This window comes from Methylobacterium ajmalii (assembly GCF_016613415.1).
In the GTDB taxonomy this organism is placed as follows: domain Bacteria; phylum Pseudomonadota; class Alphaproteobacteria; order Rhizobiales; family Beijerinckiaceae; genus Methylobacterium; species Methylobacterium ajmalii.
In genome coordinates this window covers 38,071-53,591 of record NZ_JACWCT010000089.1, presented here as the reverse complement: position 1 = coordinate 53,591, position 15,521 = coordinate 38,071, and the positions used below count along the sequence as shown (strand labels likewise).

At 72.3% G+C, this 15,521-nt stretch carries 16 protein-coding genes; 3 read left to right on the top strand and 13 right to left on the bottom strand.

All coding sequences use genetic code 11. The features are described 5' to 3' along the window. Window positions 1-185: 185 nt before the first annotated feature. The 10 genes from HPY23_RS17010 to HPY23_RS16965 form a co-directional block, all read right to left on the bottom strand. Window positions 186-1,187, bottom strand: a complete 1,002-nt coding sequence (locus tag HPY23_RS17010) for a formate dehydrogenase subunit gamma (protein WP_175539955.1) — start codon at window positions 1,185-1,187, stop codon at window positions 186-188. Window positions 1,188-1,196: 9 nt separating this feature from the next. Then, window positions 1,197-1,793 (bottom strand): formate dehydrogenase FDH3 subunit beta, encoded by a 597-nt coding sequence (gene fdh3B / locus HPY23_RS17005; protein ID WP_048448809.1) that lies wholly within the window; start codon window positions 1,791-1,793, stop codon window positions 1,197-1,199. Between the two features lie 11 nt (window positions 1,794-1,804). After that, window positions 1,805-4,747: a formate dehydrogenase subunit alpha gene (locus HPY23_RS17000; RefSeq protein WP_060846310.1), complete on the bottom strand. Its 2,943-nt coding sequence runs from the start codon at window positions 4,745-4,747 to the stop codon at window positions 1,805-1,807. Window positions 4,748-4,755: 8 nt separating this feature from the next. Next, on the bottom strand, window positions 4,756-4,992 hold the full coding sequence (locus HPY23_RS16995; protein WP_048426164.1) for a formate dehydrogenase: 237 nt from the start codon (window positions 4,990-4,992) through the stop codon (window positions 4,756-4,758). A 97-nt stretch (window positions 4,993-5,089) separates the two neighbouring features. Next, window positions 5,090-5,686 (bottom strand): TorD/DmsD family molecular chaperone, encoded by a 597-nt coding sequence (locus HPY23_RS16990; RefSeq protein WP_091886483.1) that lies wholly within the window; start codon window positions 5,684-5,686, stop codon window positions 5,090-5,092. 129 nt (window positions 5,687-5,815) lie between these two features. After that, a complete protein-coding gene (locus HPY23_RS33875) occupies window positions 5,816-6,619 on the bottom strand; it encodes a DUF3306 domain-containing protein (RefSeq protein ID WP_091886486.1) in 804 nt (267 codons plus the stop codon). Further along, window positions 6,616-7,125: a DUF3305 domain-containing protein gene (locus tag HPY23_RS16980; RefSeq protein WP_060846313.1), complete on the bottom strand. Its 510-nt coding sequence runs from the start codon at window positions 7,123-7,125 to the stop codon at window positions 6,616-6,618. Before HPY23_RS16980 ends, HPY23_RS33875 begins: the two co-directional genes overlap by 4 nt. Beyond that, complete coding sequence (locus HPY23_RS16975) at window positions 7,125-8,132, bottom strand: DUF6352 family protein (protein ID WP_091886489.1); 1,008 nt, start codon at window positions 8,130-8,132, stop codon at window positions 7,125-7,127. The genes HPY23_RS16980 and HPY23_RS16975 overlap by 1 nt, the downstream gene beginning before the upstream one ends. Before the next feature lie 228 nt (window positions 8,133-8,360). Next, window positions 8,361-8,933 carry a DUF6505 family protein gene (locus HPY23_RS16970; protein WP_060846315.1) on the bottom strand — a complete coding sequence of 191 codons (573 nt, stop codon included), beginning with the start codon at window positions 8,931-8,933 and terminating at the stop codon, window positions 8,361-8,363. Beyond that, complete coding sequence (locus HPY23_RS16965; RefSeq protein ID WP_091886492.1) at window positions 8,930-9,598, bottom strand: biotin/lipoate--protein ligase family protein; 669 nt, start codon at window positions 9,596-9,598, stop codon at window positions 8,930-8,932. Before HPY23_RS16965 ends, HPY23_RS16970 begins: the two co-directional genes overlap by 4 nt. A gap of 201 nt (window positions 9,599-9,799) precedes the next feature. Between HPY23_RS16965 and HPY23_RS16960 the strand changes: the two genes are divergently transcribed. Then, complete coding sequence (locus tag HPY23_RS16960) at window positions 9,800-11,779, top strand: 4Fe-4S binding protein (RefSeq protein WP_175539963.1); 1,980 nt, start codon at window positions 9,800-9,802, stop codon at window positions 11,777-11,779. A gap of 3 nt (window positions 11,780-11,782) precedes the next feature. On the opposite strand, the gene HPY23_RS16955 is transcribed toward HPY23_RS16960, so the two are convergent. Next, complete coding sequence (locus tag HPY23_RS16955) at window positions 11,783-13,051, bottom strand: c-type cytochrome (protein ID WP_091886498.1); 1,269 nt, start codon at window positions 13,049-13,051, stop codon at window positions 11,783-11,785. A gap of 136 nt (window positions 13,052-13,187) precedes the next feature. Here HPY23_RS16955 and zigA point away from each other — a divergent pair, with 136 nt between their 5' ends. Then, window positions 13,188-14,435 carry a zinc metallochaperone GTPase ZigA gene (zigA, locus tag HPY23_RS16950; RefSeq protein WP_091886501.1) on the top strand — a complete coding sequence of 416 codons (1,248 nt, stop codon included), beginning with the start codon at window positions 13,188-13,190 and terminating at the stop codon, window positions 14,433-14,435. A gap of 6 nt (window positions 14,436-14,441) precedes the next feature. Beyond that, the gene (locus tag HPY23_RS16945; RefSeq protein ID WP_060846319.1) at window positions 14,442-14,723 is read left to right on the top strand and encodes a hypothetical protein; all 282 of its coding nucleotides are present in this window, start codon (window positions 14,442-14,444) and stop codon (window positions 14,721-14,723) included. 11 nt (window positions 14,724-14,734) lie between these two features. On the opposite strand, the gene HPY23_RS33155 is transcribed toward HPY23_RS16945, so the two are convergent. Beyond that, on the bottom strand, window positions 14,735-14,911 hold the full coding sequence (locus tag HPY23_RS33155; RefSeq protein WP_236012503.1) for a hypothetical protein: 177 nt from the start codon (window positions 14,909-14,911) through the stop codon (window positions 14,735-14,737). Between the two features lie 36 nt (window positions 14,912-14,947). Then, on the bottom strand, window positions 14,948-15,166 hold the full coding sequence (locus tag HPY23_RS33150; RefSeq protein WP_236012504.1) for a hypothetical protein: 219 nt from the start codon (window positions 15,164-15,166) through the stop codon (window positions 14,948-14,950). Window positions 15,167-15,521: the final 355 nt, after the last annotated feature.

Genomic DNA, 15,521 nt, shown 5'->3' with positions numbered 1-15,521 from the left:
CGCCGGTCCAGCGCGGGCCGACGAGGTTGGTGCCGGGGTCCGAGACCCGGGCGCCCGAGGTGGCGAAGGCCTGGTAGGCGAAACGCTGGTTCTCGGCGAGCAGGAAGCTCGCCGCGGTGGCCAGGACCACGGCCGCCGCCACGGCGACCAGAAAGGCTTTCATCGCTGCTGCTCTCCCCGCCCGTTCACTCGGCCGGCACCTGACCGCGGCCGAGCTGCGGCCCGCTCGCGGTCTTGGCCTGCTGCTCTTTCACCCAGAGGTCGTGGTGGACCTTGGCCCAGGCCAGGTCGACCTCGCCGCTGCCCATCGCGTCGTAGGCGCCCTCCATGCCGAGCGACCCGATATAGATGTGGGCCAGGATGCCGGCGATGAACACCACGCCGATCAGCGAGTGGATCACCTGCATCGCCTGCATCCCGTTGATGTCCGTGACCGCGAACGGGAAGATCATCATCAGGCCGGTGGCGCTCATGGCCAGCCCGAAGCCGACGACCATCCAGAACACCATCTTCTGGCCGGCGTTGAAGCGGCCGGCGCTCGGATGCGCGTCGCCGATCAGGCCGCCGCCCTGCTTGAGCCAGATCCAGTCGATCTTGCCGGGGATGTTGTCGCGCACCCACAGCACCAGCATGAACAGCACGCCGAGCATGAACGGCCAGGCGAGGTAGATGTGCGCGTACTTGCCGTACTGGGCCAGGCTCGCGAACGCCTCGGGCCCGATCAGCGGCATCAACAACCGCTTGCCGAAGATGTAGTTGAGGCCCGACAGCGACAGGACGATGAAGCAGGATGCCGTCATCCAGTGCGAGAAGCGCTCGAAGCCGTTGAAGCGCAGGATCTTCTTGCCCGATTCCTCGCTGTGCTCGAGCCGGATGCGCCCGCGGGTGAAGTAGAACAGGCCGAGCGCGGCGATCATGCCGAGCACGGCGAGCGCCCCGATCCACGGCATCCAGGATTCGCGGAACGCCCGCCATTCCCGCCCCTGCGGCTGGATCAGGTTGGCTGCGGTGGCGTTCGGGATCGAGATCCGTCCGTGGATCTTCGGGTCCTGCTTGAACAGCATCTCCTCGTTGACCGAGGAGGCGGTAGGGTTGGGGGCGCCGTCCGGCGCGCGGACCTGGGCGAGGGCGGGGGCCGCCAGCGCCAGGGTCGCCGTCAGGAGGGCGATGGAGGTAAGCCTGCGCATCGACATCCCTCAGATCGCGATCGTTTCGCGGTAGGCCGTCTTCCAGCCCCACGCGCCCGAGCCGTAGCCGCGCTTGATCACCCGCTCCTTGTAGATCTGGGCGATCATCTCGCCGTCACCGGCGAGCAGCGACTTGGTCGAGCACATCTCGGCGCAGAGCGGCAGCTTGCCCTCGGCGAGGCGGTTCGAGCCGTACTTCTCATACTCGGCGACCGACAGGTCGGCCTCGGGCCCGCCCGAGCAGTAGGTGCACTTGTCCATCTTGCCGCGGGAGCCGAAGTTGCCGACGCGGGGATATTGCGGCGCCCCGAACGGGCAGGCGTAGAAGCAGTAGCCGCAGCCGATGCACAGGTCCTTGGAGTGCAGCACCACGGCATCCGCCGTGGTGTAGAAGCAGTTCACCGGGCACACCGCCGCGCAGGGCGCGTCGGTGCAGTGCATGCAGGCCATCGAGACCGAGCGCTCGCCGGGCTTGCCGTCGTTGAGGGTGATGACCCGGCGACGGTTGATGCCCCACGGCACCTCGTGCTCGTTCTTGCAGGCGGTGACGCAGGCGTTGCACTCGATGCAGCGGTCGGCGTCGCAGAGGAACTTCATTCTGGCCATGAGGATCCCCCTTACGCCGCGCTGATCTGACAGAGGGTCACCTTGGTCTCCTGCATGCCCGTGACGGGATCGAAGCCGTAGGTGGTGACGGTGTTGACGCTCTCGCCGAGCACCACCGGGTCGGCGCCCTTCGGGTAGAAGTCGCGCATGTCCTTACCCTGGAACCACCCCGAGAAGTGGAACGGCATCCAGGCGACGCCCTTGGCGACGCGATCGGTCACCAGCGCCTTCACCTTGGCCTTGGACGAATTTTCCGGGCCGTACACCCAGACGAACTGGCCGTCCTTGATGCCGCGCTCGGCGGCGTCCTGGGTGTTGACCTCGACGAACATGTCCTGCTGCAGCTCGGCGAGCCACGGGTTCGACCGGGTCTCCTCGCCGCCGCCCTCGTACTCGACGAGGCGGCCGGACGACAGGATGATCGGGAACTGCTTGGCGATCCCGCGATCGACCGCCGCCTTCTGCACCGAGAAGCCGACATTGGGCATGCGGAACTGCCGCTCGTCGGGCCGCGTCGGGTACTTGGCGACGAGGTCGGGCCGGGGCGAGTAGACCGGCTCGCGATGGACCGGCACCGGGTCGGGCAGGTTCCAGGCGTTGGCCCGGGCCTTGCCGTTGCCGAACGGGATCACGCCGTGGTCGAGGCAGACCCGCTGGATGCCGCCCGACAGATCGGTGGCCCAGCTGACCGCGTCCGGGTTGTTCCCGCCGATCCGCTTAATCGTGGCGAGCTCGGCCTCGGTCAGGTCCTTGTCCCAGCCGAGCTTGCGGAACACCCCGAAGGTGAATTCGGGGTAGCCGTCGGTCAGGTCGGAATCCTTGGTGAAGGAATCTTCGGCCAGCAGCGTCTGCCCGTTGCGCTCGGTGCCGAACCGCGCCCGGAAGGTGCTGCCGCCCTCCTTCACGTGAAGCGACGTGTTGTAGAGGATGTGGGTGCCCGGGTGCTTCAGCTCCGGCTTGCCCCAGCACGGCCAGGGCAGGCCGTAATAGTCGCCGCCGACCTCAGGGTCGTCCTTCGGCGCGCGCAGCGTCACGAGGTCGAACTTGTGCTGGTTCTTCATGTGCGCCTTGAGGCGCTCGGGGCTCTGGCCGCTGTAGCCGGTCGACCAGCCGCCGCGGTTGATCTCCCGCAGGAGGTCTTCCGCCACCGGGATGCCGTCCACGACCTTGATGTTCTTGAACAGCGACTCGGCGAAGCCAAGCTTCACCGCCATCCGGTAGATGACCTCGTAGTCGTTCTTCGACTCGAAGGCCGGCTTCACGACCTGCTCGCCCCACTGCAGCGTGCGGTTCGAGGCGGTGCGCGACCCGTCCATCTCCAGCGAGGTGCAGATCGGCAGGAGGTAGGTGTTGTCGCGCCGCGCATCCATCGCCGCGAAGGTGGTCGGGTGCGGGTCGGCGACGACCAGCAGCTCCAGCTCCGCCATGCCCTTCACCGCCTCGGGCATCCGGGTCACGGTGTTGCCGCCGTGGCCGAACACCATCATGGCCTTGAGCGGCGTGCGCTGGTCGACCTGCTCGGGCGGCAGGCTCACCGCGTCGAACCACCGGGTCGAGGTGAGACCGGGGGTCTCCATGTTCTCCTTGCGCGAGCGGGCCTTGCGGCCGGCGCTGGCGGGCACCTCGTCGAAGCGCGACTGCAGCCAGTCGTACTCGACCTCCCAGACCCGGGCCCAGTGCTTCCAGCCGCCCTCGACGAGGCCGTAATAGAGCGGCAGCGTCGTGACATCGAGGCCGAGATCGGTCGCGCCCTGGACGTTGGTGTGGCCGCGGAAGATGTTGGCCCCCGTCCCCGGCTTGCCGACGTTGCCGGTTGCCAGGCACAGGATGCACAAAGCCCGCACGTTGGCGGTACCGACCGTGTGCTGGGTCGCGCCCATGCACCAGATCAGCGTCGCGGGCTTCTCCTTGGCGAAGAGCTCGGCGACGCGCTTCAGCTGCTCGCCGGGCACGCCCGACACCCGCTCGACCTCGTCGGGCGTCCACTTGGCGACCTCCTTGCGGACGTCGTCCATCGCGTAGACGCGCTGCTCGATGAAGGCCTTGTCCTCCCAGCCGTTCTGGAAGATGTGCCAGAGGATGCCCCATACCACCGGGATGTCGGTGCCGGAGCGGATGCGGACGTACTCGGTCGCGTGCGCCGCCGTGCGGGTGAAGCGCGGGTCGATGACGATCATGTTGGCGCGGTTGATCTCCTTGCCCGACAGCACGTGCTGCATGGAGATCGGGTGCGCCTCGGCGGGATTGCCGCCGAGGATGATCATCGTCTTGGCGTTGCGGATGTCGTTGTAGGAATTCGTCTGGGCGCCGTAGCCCCAGGTGTTGGCGACGCCCGCCACCGTGGTCGAGTGGCAGATGCGGGCCTGATGGTCGACGTTGTTGGTGCCCCAATACGCCGCGAACTTGCGGAAGAGGTACGAGGCCTCGTTGGTGAACTTGGCCGAGCCGAGCCAGTAGACCGAATCGGCGCCGTTCTTGGCGCGGATCGCCTGGAGCTTGTCGGTGATCTCGGTGATCGCCTGGTCCCAGGAGACCCGCTGCCACTCGCCGTTGACGATCTTCATCGGGTAGCGCAGGCGGCGGTCGCTGTGGACCAGTTCGCGGATCGCCGCGCCCTTGGCGCAGTGGGCGCCCCGGTTGATCGGGCTCGCCCAGGACGGCTCCTGGCCGACCCAGACGCCGTTGACGACCTCGGCCGTCACCGTGCAGCCGACCGAGCAGTGGGTGCAGATGTTCTTGCGGATCACGGCCTGGGCCGGGTCGGCGGACGAGCCGGCGGCCTGGGCCGGACGCACCGCGCCGAGCCGCATTGTGCCGAGGGCCGCGAGGCCGCCGGCGGCGAGTCCCGATTTCCGCAGGAAGCCGCGGCGGTCGAGGGTGTGGGCGGTCAGGCCCGCGGCCAGCGCCTGATGGCTGCCGCGGCCCGCAACGCCGCTCCTGCGCTTGGTCAGCATCGCCGGTCTCACTTCTTGAGCGTCTCGTAGCCGTTGGTGCGGTAGAAGGCCTTGACGTGATCGGTCTCGCGGTAGCGCGACCGGGTCTCGGCATTGCCGGGGTCGTAGGCCTGCGCCTCGGTGGGCGTCAGCGGCACGGAGGCGACCGCGGCCGCAGCCGCGGCGGTGCCGCCGCCGAGGGCGCGGAAGAACTGGCGCCGTCCGAGCCGGGTGTCGTCCTTCCGGGTGTCGTCGTCCTGCCGCATCGCGGCTCTCCTCTTCGAAACCGTCTCGCCCGGCGCCGCCGCGACCGGCGCACCGTGATGTCGTGAGGGGCTGACGCCCCGGTCTTCGTCCGTCGGCCTACGCCTCCATGGCGAAGGCTTCCATCTCGATCGTCGTGAACACCTCGCCGAGCTCGCCGACCGCGCGGTAGAACGGCGTCGTCGCCTGTGCGGCAACGTCGGTGAAGAAACGCCCGATCCACGGCTTCAGATGCCGCTCGAAGAAGCGGTGATCCGTGTCCGGCTCCGCCGCCAGGCGGCCCGAGGCGAGGCTCGCCATGACCTCGAGCAGGGTCGCGGCGTGGTCCTCCGGCTCGCTCGACGAGGGATCGCGCTCGAGGCCGAGCGCGGCCAGGTCCTGGCGCACCCGCGCCAGCGGGCGCTCGTTGAGGAAGCCGGTGAGGTAGTACGAGGCGTAGGGCATGATCAGCCCGCGGCCGACGCCGACGAAGAGCGCGAAGTAGTCGCGCCCGACCTCGCGCGCATCCGCCTCGCGGGCGGCGCGGCCCAGCGCCTCGTGCGCGCGGCCGATCGGCGAGCCGTCGCCGGTCAGGCCGTGCAGCGCCGCGAGCAGGTCCGGCGCCGGCGCACGCCCGAGCAGGGTCGCCAGGAGGTCGTATTCCTGCGCGCGCAGCGCGTCGATCTCCTCGACCGGACCGGTCCCCTGGCTCACCATCACCTCACGCCACGCAAACTCGACCTCCCGACGGGACCCGTTTCCCCTCTGTTTCTGGTGGAGGATCGGGCAGTCCGGGCCGGCACCATAGCCGGGAAACCGTCGCGCGCAATTCTACTTTCTAACGCTTCAAATCGGACTCGCCCCGCCATGGCGTCGCAGGCGGGGTGGAGCGGCGGGATCGGCGGGGCGCTCCGAATCGGGTCCGCGGCGATTCCCTGTGGCATTCGCGGTCGCGTGACCGAGCGGGGACAGGGCCGGGGGGGCTAAGGGAAGCGCGCGGGGCTCGCCTGTCACCTCTGGCGGGGAGAGGGCGGTGTCTCCGTTCGGGGGATGGAGCGCGCCTTCGCGGGGAACCGCAGGTTCGACGCCGGGGTGAGGGTGTGTTTCCGACAGAGCTTCGTCCGGGGATACTTCCTCAGCCTCGCCGCGAACCCGTGGTTCGCCGCTCGCGTCGCCGACGGCAAGGTCGGCGGGGCCCTCGCGCCGCCCGCGGGAAGAGGAGGACGCGCCCGGATCGTCGGGTTCGGCGGCCGCGGGCTGATCCCCGAACACCCGCTCGACCATCGCCCGCACCTCCTCGGCCGGGATCAGGCCGCCGGTGCCCGGCACGCCGCCGGGGGTGTTCCAGTCGTAGGCGTATTCCCGCGCCTCGCTGACGAAGTCGCGGATCGCGGGATCGACCGACCACATCCGGCGCAGCGCCGCGTTGCGCAGCACCCGCGGCACCCCGGCGCGCAGGAACGGCGCGAGGTCGGTGGCGGCGGTAAGGGTGTCGAGGGAGGGGAGCGCGGCCAGGTCCTCGGGGGTGAGGTCCCCCTCCTCCGCCGGCTCCGCGGCGACGTCGGTCGCGGGCACCTCCGGTACCTCGGCCGGCCGGCGCGCCTCGTCGCGCTTGCGCCGCGACCAGCGGGAGAGGAAGCCGTCGCTCACGGCTCCTCCGGCCGGCGCCGGGCGCCGGCTTCCTGGCGGGCCAGCGCCTCCGGATCGGCCCGATCGCGCTTGCGCTTGTGGAAGACCCGCTCGACGTGGAACGCCCGGTAGAAGGCGCCGACCTCGGCCTGGATCTCGGGCGGCATCGGCACCGCCTCGACGATCTCGCCGATGCCCTCGGCGAGCGATTCGCCCTCGTAGGGATCTGCCGTGACGGTCGCGACCGCGTAGGTCTCCGGGCCGGTCTCGCGCAGCGCCACCCAGAGCGAGGGCTGGGCCGCCGCGAGGTTGTCGCCGTAATGCGCCGTCTCGGCCGGGTGCAGCTCGACCTCGTAGGCCCCGGCATAGAACGTCTCTTCCTCCTCCGAGGCCGAGAGGCGGGTCCATGGCGCGGTGCCGGGGAGCCCCGGCAGCACCGCGACGGGCAGCCAGGCATGGCTCGCCCACGGGCCCTTCAGCCTGCGCTTGGCGACGACGACCCCGACGGTGATCAGCTGCGTGCCCATCAGGCCTCTCCGGTCGCGACGATGGGGAGCCCGGCGATCAGGTTCTGCGGTTTCATCGTCACCAGCCGGTCCGGGCTCATGGCGAGCAGGAGGTAGACCGGCCGGCCCTCGAGGCGTGGGTCGGCCCGGGCGGAATCGAGGATCGCGAGGCGAAACAGCGCCAGCACCCGTTCGCTCGTGGCGGAATCCACCGCCTCGCCGCGCCACAGGGCGTTGCCGATCCGCGTCCCCTCGGCGTCGAGGCCGACGAACCAGCGCCAATCCCTGTCCTCGATCGCGGGGATCGGCGCGACCCCCACCTCGACCGCCATCAGGTGGCGCAGAAAGGCCTCGATCGCCCGCGCCAGTCCCTCGCGGCTCCTGGGATCCGAGCCGAGGTTGAGCGCCATGCTGAAGGCGTCCGACCGGCTCCAGTAGGTCCAGGCGTTGTCGCCGGTCAGAACGTCGAGCTCCGAGACCGGCTCGCGCCCGAGCATCGCGACGAGGGGCGATGGCCGCGCCGCCCCCTCGGCCTCGTCGATCAGCTCGGCATCGGCGAGCAGCAGCGATCCGTTGCTGACCGAGGCCCGCTGCGGCCGGAAGAACAGCTCGGCGGCCCGCAGGGTGTAGGGGTCGTCGCAGCCGTCCAGCGCGTTGCGCAGGATCAGGTGGACGAGCTGGTTGAGGAAGAGCGGGGGCGTGCCGGCCGCGCCCCTGCGCACGAGGTCGAGATAGGCGGCCTCGACCGAGCGGGCGGCGAGCAGCCGGTCGCGAAAGGCGAGGATCATCTCCCAGTTCTCGCGGGCATCGGCGTCGGCCAGGGCCGCGACCTCGGCGGGTGCCACCCTGCGGCGGGGATCGGCGAGGAGCGCGGCGTACAGCGCCCGCTCGGCGTCGCAGGCCTCGTCCGGCGGCACCAGTTCGGGGCGCGCGAGATAGGCCAGCAGCAGCTCGTCGGTGACGACGAGCCCGCCGCCCGCATCGCGCCGGGTGAGATGATGGCCGCTCGAGACCCAGAATTCAGGCATGGTGGGGATTCGGAACCGGATGAAGAATAGTGTTGCCAAAGATGGACGATGAGGCCCGGCATCCCACCCGCGACCTCATCCTGAGGCGCGACCAACGGGAGCCTCGAAGGAGGCCTCCAGAAGGCGCAGGGATCACTGGAACCCTCCTTCGAGGCTGCCGCAAGCGGCAGCACCTCAGGATGAGGTCGCGGGTGGGATCGCGGCCGGCGGCGTGAAGCGACGAAACCGTCATCGCGGATCGCCGTCCGGCTTGCCTGCCAGCAACCCCGCGAGGTCGACCCGCTCCTCCGGCTCGTCGTCGGTCTCGTAGAAGTCGAAGGCGCGGGCATAGGCGTGGCGCCGGTCGGTGCCGGGCACGGCGCCCTCCCGGGGGCGCAACGCGCGGAAGCGCTCGCGGATCTCGCCGTCCTCCAGGGTCCGGTGCAGCGCCAGCACCGTACCGACCGGCGGGCCGCAGAGCGATTCGGCGATGCCGATCTCGTCCCGGGCGGCCGCGAGCGCGCTCGCGCGGTCCGGCGCGCCGAGGCGGGCCTGGAACTGCGTCGCCAGGGCCTCGGTGGCGGCCTCGCGCTCGGCCTTGCTCGCTTCGCTCACCACCACCAGGGTCGAGAAGCCGAACGAGTCGATGCCGACGAAGCCGGCCCGGAACGCCGCCCGCGCCTTGCCGGCGAGCAGGGCCGGATCGTCGTCGAGGAACAGGAAACTGCCGCTCACCGCCCACTCGCCGGGCGGAGCGGCCACGGGGAAGACCAGGGTGTCGGAGGGGTCGAGGCGAAGGGTCCGGGGAAGCTTGAGGCTCACAGGCGCGGCCCTCCCCGGGCAGGGTCGAACCAGCCGGCGCCGTCGAGGGCGGGAAGTCCCGCCTCCGTACCGAGGAACCCGCGGGCCCGGGCCCGGGCACCGGCGGCCCCGTCCTCGGCCCAGAGCGCGAGGCCGCGCAGGAGGTGGCGGGCGAAGCTCTCGACGAGGGCGACACCCGTGGTCTCGAACCCCTCCTCCTCCAGCGAGGTCGAATCCGGCGTGTGGCCGGGATCGCCCGCCTCGCGCTTCGAGGCGATCAGCATGCCGGAGAACACCAGCCAGTCCGGCACCGCGTCCTCGCCGCAGGATTCCGGCCAGGCGAGCCGTCCGCCGCCGAGGCGGGCGCGGTCGAAGAACAGGGCCCCGGCCGCATCGACCGTCACCGGCTTGTCGGGCGGCCCGTGGCTGCCGACCGTCTCGGCCAGCGCCGTCAGGCCGACGAGCCCGGCGAGGCGGGCGACCGCGAGCGGCTCCTCCGGCGCCAGCACCACGGCGACATCGACGAGTTCGGGCCGGGCGCCGACCACCAGGGTGCCGGCGGCCTCCGCGTCGGCGGCCGCGAGGGCGCGGGCCCGCTCGTGCGCCGTCTCGCGCGCGGCCGGCGGCAGGCGCACGGCCCGGAAGGCGGGGGGCAGCAGCAGCCCGGAGGAATCCGCGAGGGTCATGAGGGAGATGAGCGGCCTGCGCGCACGTGTCGGATCGTTCTTTTTAACGGCTCCTATATAGGGCTGGACCACTGAACAAGGGGCATGACGCCCCAGGGGGCGCGAGGCGCCCCGGCCTCCGGCGAGGCCGGGGACCGCGCCCGGTCGGAGACGTGCGCGGTGTCGGATCGGATCGTGATCGCCTGTTCCTGCGAGGGCAGCATGCCCCTCGATGCGGCGGCGATCGGCAAGGGCTGCGGGGGCAGGCTGGAGACGGGCGACCAGTTCTGCGGCCGCGAGCTCCCGCGGGTGCGGGCCGCCCTGGCCTCGGGCATTCCCGTCACCGTGTCCTGCACCCTCAAGGCACCGCTCTTCCGCGAGGTGGCCGAGGAACTGGGCGCCGAGGACCGCGTCGCCTTCGTCAACATCCGCGAGACGGCCGGGTGGTCGGCGCAAGGCGCCGCCGCCGGGCCCAAGATGGCCGCCCTGCTGGCCGCCGCCGCGGAGGCGATGCCGGCCCCCGCGAACGTGAGCTTCGAGAGCCAGGGCGTCGCCCTGGTCTACGGCCGCGACGAGGCGGCGATCGAGGCCGGGCGGCGTCTCGCCGACCATCTCGACGTGACGGTGCTGCTCTCGCGGCCCGGCGAGGTCGCGGTGCCGGCGAGCGGCGAGGTCCCGGTCGTCAAGGGCACGGTGCGCACCGCCAAGGGCCATCTCGGCGCCTTCACCCTCACGGTCGACGACACCGCCCTGCCCCTGCCCTCCTCGCGCCGGGCGCTGGCCTTCGGGCCGTCCCGGGACGGGGCGACCTCGACCTGCGACATCGTCGTCGACCTCACCGGCGGCACGCCGCTCTTCCCGGCGCACGAGCTGCGCAGCGGCTACCTCCGGGCCGACCCCGGCGACCCGGCCGCCGTGGAGCGGGTGCTGTTCGAGGCGTCCCACCTCGTCGGCACCTTCGACAAGCCGCGCTTCGTCGACTTCCACGCCGACCTCTGCGCCCATTCGCGCTCGCGCATCACCGGCTGCACCCGCTGCCTCGACGTCTGCCCGACCGGCGCCATCGCGCCGGCCGGCGACCACGTCGCGATCGATCCCCATGTCTGCGCCGGCTGCGGCTCCTGCGCCTCGGTCTGCCCGACGGGGGCCGCCGCCTACGCCCTGCCGCCGGCCGACGCGCAGATGCGGCGCCTGCGCACCCTGCTCGCGGCCTTCCGCCAGGCCGGCGGCACCGCGCCGGTGCTGCTGATCCACGACGACGCGCACGGCGCCCCCCTGATCGATGCCCTCGCGCGCTTCGGCGACGGGCTGCCGGCGGACGTGCTGCCGTTCCCGCTCAACGAGGTGACGCAGGTCGGGCCCGAGCTCGTGGCCGCCGCCTTCGCGTACGGCGCCGGCGCGGTGCGGTTCCTCGTTCGCGCCCGGCCCAAGCACGACGTCGCCCCGCTCCTGCGCAACGCCGCCCGGCTCGAGACGATCGTGCAGGCCCTCGGCTACGGCGCGCCGGCCGGCGGCGCCGTGGTCTCGCTGATCGAGACCGACGATCCCGACGCGCTCGGCGAAGCCCTGGCGACCGGGCCCCGCGGCACCCCCGCCCCGGTCCCGTCGGGCTTCATGCCGGACGGCAACGTGCGCGGCGTCCTGCGCTTCGCGGTCTCCGAGCTGCACCATGCCGCGCCGCATCCCGTCGACCGGGTGGCGCTCGATGCCGGCGCGCCCTTCGGCGGCCTGTCCTTCGACACCGCGTCCTGCACGCTCTGCCACGCCTGCGTCGGCGCCTGCCCGACCGGCGCGCTCGCCGACGATCCCGACCGGCCGCGCCTGACCTTCGCCGAGAGCGCCTGCGTGCAGTGCGGCCTGTGCGCGGCGACCTGCCCCGAGGACGTGATCGGCCTCGTGCCGCAGCTCGACTTTGCCGCCTGGGCGGCGCCCCGCCGGGTGCTGAAGGAGGAGGAGCCGTTCGCGTGCATCGCGTGCGGCAAGGCCTTCGGCACCCGCAGCACCGTCGAGCGGATCGTCGGCCGCCTGCGCGACCGCCACTGGATGTTCGCAGGCCCGGCCGGCGAGCAGCGGATCAAGGCGCTGATGATGTGCGACACCTGCCGGGTCTCGCACGTCCTCACCGAGGGCTTCGACCCCCATGCCGCGGAGGAGAACCGGCCGCGGACCTCGGAGGACTACATCCGGGCGCGGCAGGGTTGAGCCTCAGCGCGTCGCCTTCTCCAGGAACCGCACCAGGGCGGCGCGGTCCTCGGCGTCCTGCACGACCTGCTCGGGCATCTTGGTGCCGGGGGTGAACCGGGCGGGGCCGATCTCGAACAGACGCGCGATGGTGTCGGCGGTCCAGACGATGTCGAACTGCCGGAAGGCCGGCGAGTAGGCGTAGCCCGGCGCCGTCGCGATGCGGCGGCCGAACACCCCGTGGAGCGTCGGCCCGGCGCGGTTGCCGCCGTCCGGCGTCAGGGTGTGGCAGGCCTCGCAGGCGCGAAAGACCTCCGCGCCGCGGTCGCCCGCGAAGGCCGCGAGCCCGTCGGCCGGGCGCGGCATGGCGAGCGGCCCGATCGGCTCGCCGGTGGCGAGGTCCCAGCGCCGCACCAGCCGGTCGCCGCCGCCGGTGACGAGCTCGTCGTCGCCCCGGAAGGCCAGCGACCAGACCGGCAGGCCCGGCCCGACCAGGGTGAGGCGCACCCGCGCCGCCTCCCGGTCGATCACCGCCACCGCCCCGCCCACCGTCGCGGCGGCGAGCCGCTTGCCGTCGGGCGAGAGCGCCAGCGCCACCACCGGGCGGGGCCCGACCGCGACCTCTCCCCGGATCCCGCCCCCGGGTGCGAGCAGGTGGACCGCCCCGTCGGCGCCGGCCGCCGCGATCGCCCCGTCCGGCGCGGCGGCGAGCGCGTTGACCGGCGCGGGCAGCGCGATAACGCGGGGCTCCCCGGCCTCCGACCAGATCCGCACCGTCGCGTCGTAGCCGCCGGTGACGAGGCGGCCGTCGGGCAGGAAGGCCACCGCGTTGACGTTGCCGCCATGCTCCCGGACCAGCACCGACCCGCCGTCGAGCGGCGTCACCCGGGCGGTGCCGTCCCAGGCCGAGGAGGCGACGCGCCGCCCGTCCGGCGACACCGCGAGCCCCGTCACCGGGCCGGCATGGCGGGTCAGGACCCGCTCCGGCTCGGGCCCGGCGCGCCACAGGGCGACGCGGCCGTCCTCGGCGCCGGTCAGCATTCCGCCGTCGGGCAGCCACGCCGCCGCGTTCACCGCCCCCTCGTGGAAGCGCAGGACGCGCAGGGCCGTGCCGTCGTCGAGCGACCACAGGATCGCCGACTGGTCGAAGCTGCCGGTGAGCGCCCGCGCCCCGTCCGGCGTCACGGCGAGCGCCCGCACCGGGCCGCCATGCCCGCGCATCGGCATCTCGGCGCGGGACGCCGCGGGAAGCGCGACCGCGAGGGCGAGGAGGGCGAGGCGGAGGAGACGCATGCGGCGCGGGATTTTCCTTACGGTGGCGCCCCGGCTCTACGCCGCGCCTTCCCGGGCGGGAATGGGCCGCGGTGCCACGGGCCGGACGCCTTGACAGGAAAAGCAATGTTATATTGTTACGAAACAGGAGGTGCCCATGCCCGACGTCGTGTCCCCTGTCCGCTCGCCCGATGCCCCGGCCCCGGATTCCCGCCTGCCCGTCACGGTGCTGTCCGGCTTCCTCGGGGCGGGCAAGACCACCCTGCTCAACCACGTGCTCGCCAACCGCGAGGGCCGCCGCGTCGCCGTCATCGTCAACGACATGAGCGAGGTGAACATCGACGCCGACCTCGTGCGGGCCGGCGATGCCGGCCTGTCGCGCACCGACGAGCGCCTGGTCGAGATGACCAACGGCTGCATCTGCTGCACCCTGCGCGACGACCTGATGCAGGAGGTGCGCCGCCTCGCCGAGGAGGGCCGGTTCGACGCGCTGCTGATCGAGGGGACCGGCATCGCCGAGCCGCTGCCGGTCGCCAGCACCTTCTCGTTCCGCGACGAGGACGGCCTGGCGTTGTGCGACGTCGCCCGCCTCGACACGATGGTGACGGTGGTCGACGCCGTGAACCTCCTGCGCGACTACGGCTCGCACGACTTCCTGCGCGACCGCGGCGAGGTGGCGGGCGAGGAGGACACCCGCACCCTGGTCGACCTCCTGGTCGAGCAGATCGAGTTCGCCGACGTGATCGTGATCAACAAGGCCGACGACGTGAGCGCCGAGCAGCGCGACCTCGTGCGCAAGGTGGTGCGAGGTCTCAACGGCGACGCCCGCATCGTCGAGGCGGCGTTCGGGCAGGTGCCCCTCGCCACCGTGCTGGAGACCGGGCTGTTCAGCGAGGAGAAGGCCCAGACCCACCCGCTCTGGTACAAGGAGCTGTACGGCGCCGCCGCGCACGTGCCGGAGACCGAGGAATACGGCATCGGCTCCTTCGTCTACCGGGCCCGCCGCCCGTTCCACCCGGCCCGGTTCGACGCCTTCACCAAGGAAACCTGGCCGGGGCTGATCCGGGCCAAGGGCCATTTCTGGCTCGCGACCCGGCCGGACTGGGTCGGCGAGTTCTCGCTCGCCGGCTCGACCGCCCGTGTGACGCCCCTCGGCCGCTGGTGGGCCGCGGTGCCGCGCGCCCGCTGGCCCGAGCATCCCGAGTGGCGCGGCGAGCTAGAACGGCACTGGAGCGACACCTGGGGCGACCGGCGCCAGGAACTCGTCTTCATCGGCGCCGGCCTCGACGAGGCGGCGATCCGCCGGGCCCTCGATGCCTGCCTCGTCGGCGGGGAGGACGGGCCGGTCGCGGCCGACCGGACCCTGCCGGATCCGTTCCCGGCCTGGACGCCGGGCATGGCCTGACGCTCCGTGTTCCATAGCCTCAAGGCCCTGCGCGCCCGGGCGAACGCGCAGGCCGCGTCGCGCAAGGATCTGACGGAGCGCACCCGCCGGATCCTGGCGCTCGCCGAGGAGGATGCGCTCTCGGTCAACGAGATCGCCTGCGCCGATCCCGGCTGCCCGGATGTCGAGACGGTGATCCTCCTGATGCTCGCGGGCCGGCCGACCCGGGCCGTCAAGATCGCCAAGCCGATGGAGACGGTGACCGAGGCCGATATCCTGGAAGCCGCCTGCGGGACGGAGCCCCGGTAGGGCTTTCCACCTCAGGCGCGCTTGAGCTTCGGGCTCGAGCGAATGAGGGGCGCGGGGCCATCCGGCGCGGCGAGCCAGGTCCGCCGTTCCGCGATCAGCGCTCGCAGCCGGGCACGACGCGCATTCGGCCCGGGGCAGTCGCAGCCGGCGAGATCGAGCGACCCGCCGTCGAACAGGGCCGCGATCACCACAGCGATCGTCACCGCGACGAAGGTGGCGAGCGGCTAGGCGAAGCCGATCCCGACGAGGGCCGCGACGACGAGCTTGGCCTTCACCAGCACCAGGAAGGCGCCGCCCCCGCCGAGCCCGCCCCGCACCGCCCGAACGGTGCGCCGGCGCAGGCGATGCCGGGCCTCCAGCGCCTCGAGACGCCGCAGGTGACGCGCGACGCGGAGGGCGTCGGCGGAGGGACCGGGCGGGGATTCGACGGTGGTCACCGGCATGATCGTATCCTCGTGCCCTCGGGGCTGGCCGGAGCGACGGTCGTGACGAGAGGAGCGCAGGGTCTCTCCTCTCCCCCGCGGACGGGAGAAGAGACGGTTTATCCCTTTCATCGCCGCGGACCGTCATCGCGCGAGCGGCGCAGGACTCGCAGCGGCCCACCATCCGGCCACCGCGGATCCCCGCCGCGACATTTTCTCCGCCGATCGCCCGCCCCGGCGGCGAAACCTTGATCCCGGCGGGCGCTTGCCGCATCGGCTCCCCACCGCACCGGATTCGAGGACAGGCGCATGGCCGCCCCCCATCATCCGGGCGTCCGCCGGTGAGGCCGCGGGCGCCCACGACCGCGCTGATGCC

Bases quoted from the DNA above. Each gene is read 5' to 3' on its own strand.
- HPY23_RS17010 (WP_175539955.1), bottom strand. From the start codon at position 1,187: ATGCGCAGGCTTACCTCCATCGCCCTCCTGACGGCGACCCTGGCGCTG.
- fdh3B (WP_048448809.1), bottom strand. From the start codon at position 1,793: ATGGCCAGAATGAAGTTCCTCTGCGACGCCGACCGCTGCATCGAGTGC.
- HPY23_RS17000 (WP_060846310.1), bottom strand. From the start codon at position 4,747: ATGCTGACCAAGCGCAGGAGCGGCGTTGCGGGCCGCGGCAGCCATCAG.
- HPY23_RS16995 (WP_048426164.1), bottom strand. From the start codon at position 4,992: ATGCGGCAGGACGACGACACCCGGAAGGACGACACCCGGCTCGGACGG.
- HPY23_RS16990 (WP_091886483.1), bottom strand. From the start codon at position 5,686: ATGGTGAGCCAGGGGACCGGTCCGGTCGAGGAGATCGACGCGCTGCGC.
- HPY23_RS16980 (WP_060846313.1), bottom strand. From the start codon at position 7,125: ATGGGCACGCAGCTGATCACCGTCGGGGTCGTCGTCGCCAAGCGCAGG.
- HPY23_RS16975 (WP_091886489.1), bottom strand. From the start codon at position 8,132: ATGCCTGAATTCTGGGTCTCGAGCGGCCATCATCTCACCCGGCGCGAT.
- HPY23_RS16965 (WP_091886492.1), bottom strand. From the start codon at position 9,598: ATGACCCTCGCGGATTCCTCCGGGCTGCTGCTGCCCCCCGCCTTCCGG.
- HPY23_RS16960 (WP_175539963.1), top strand. From the start codon at position 9,800: ATGCCCCTCGATGCGGCGGCGATCGGCAAGGGCTGCGGGGGCAGGCTG.
- HPY23_RS16955 (WP_091886498.1), bottom strand. From the start codon at position 13,051: ATGCGTCTCCTCCGCCTCGCCCTCCTCGCCCTCGCGGTCGCGCTTCCC.
- zigA (WP_091886501.1), top strand. From the start codon at position 13,188: ATGCCCGACGTCGTGTCCCCTGTCCGCTCGCCCGATGCCCCGGCCCCG.
- HPY23_RS33150 (WP_236012504.1), bottom strand. From the start codon at position 15,166: ATGCCGGTGACCACCGTCGAATCCCCGCCCGGTCCCTCCGCCGACGCC.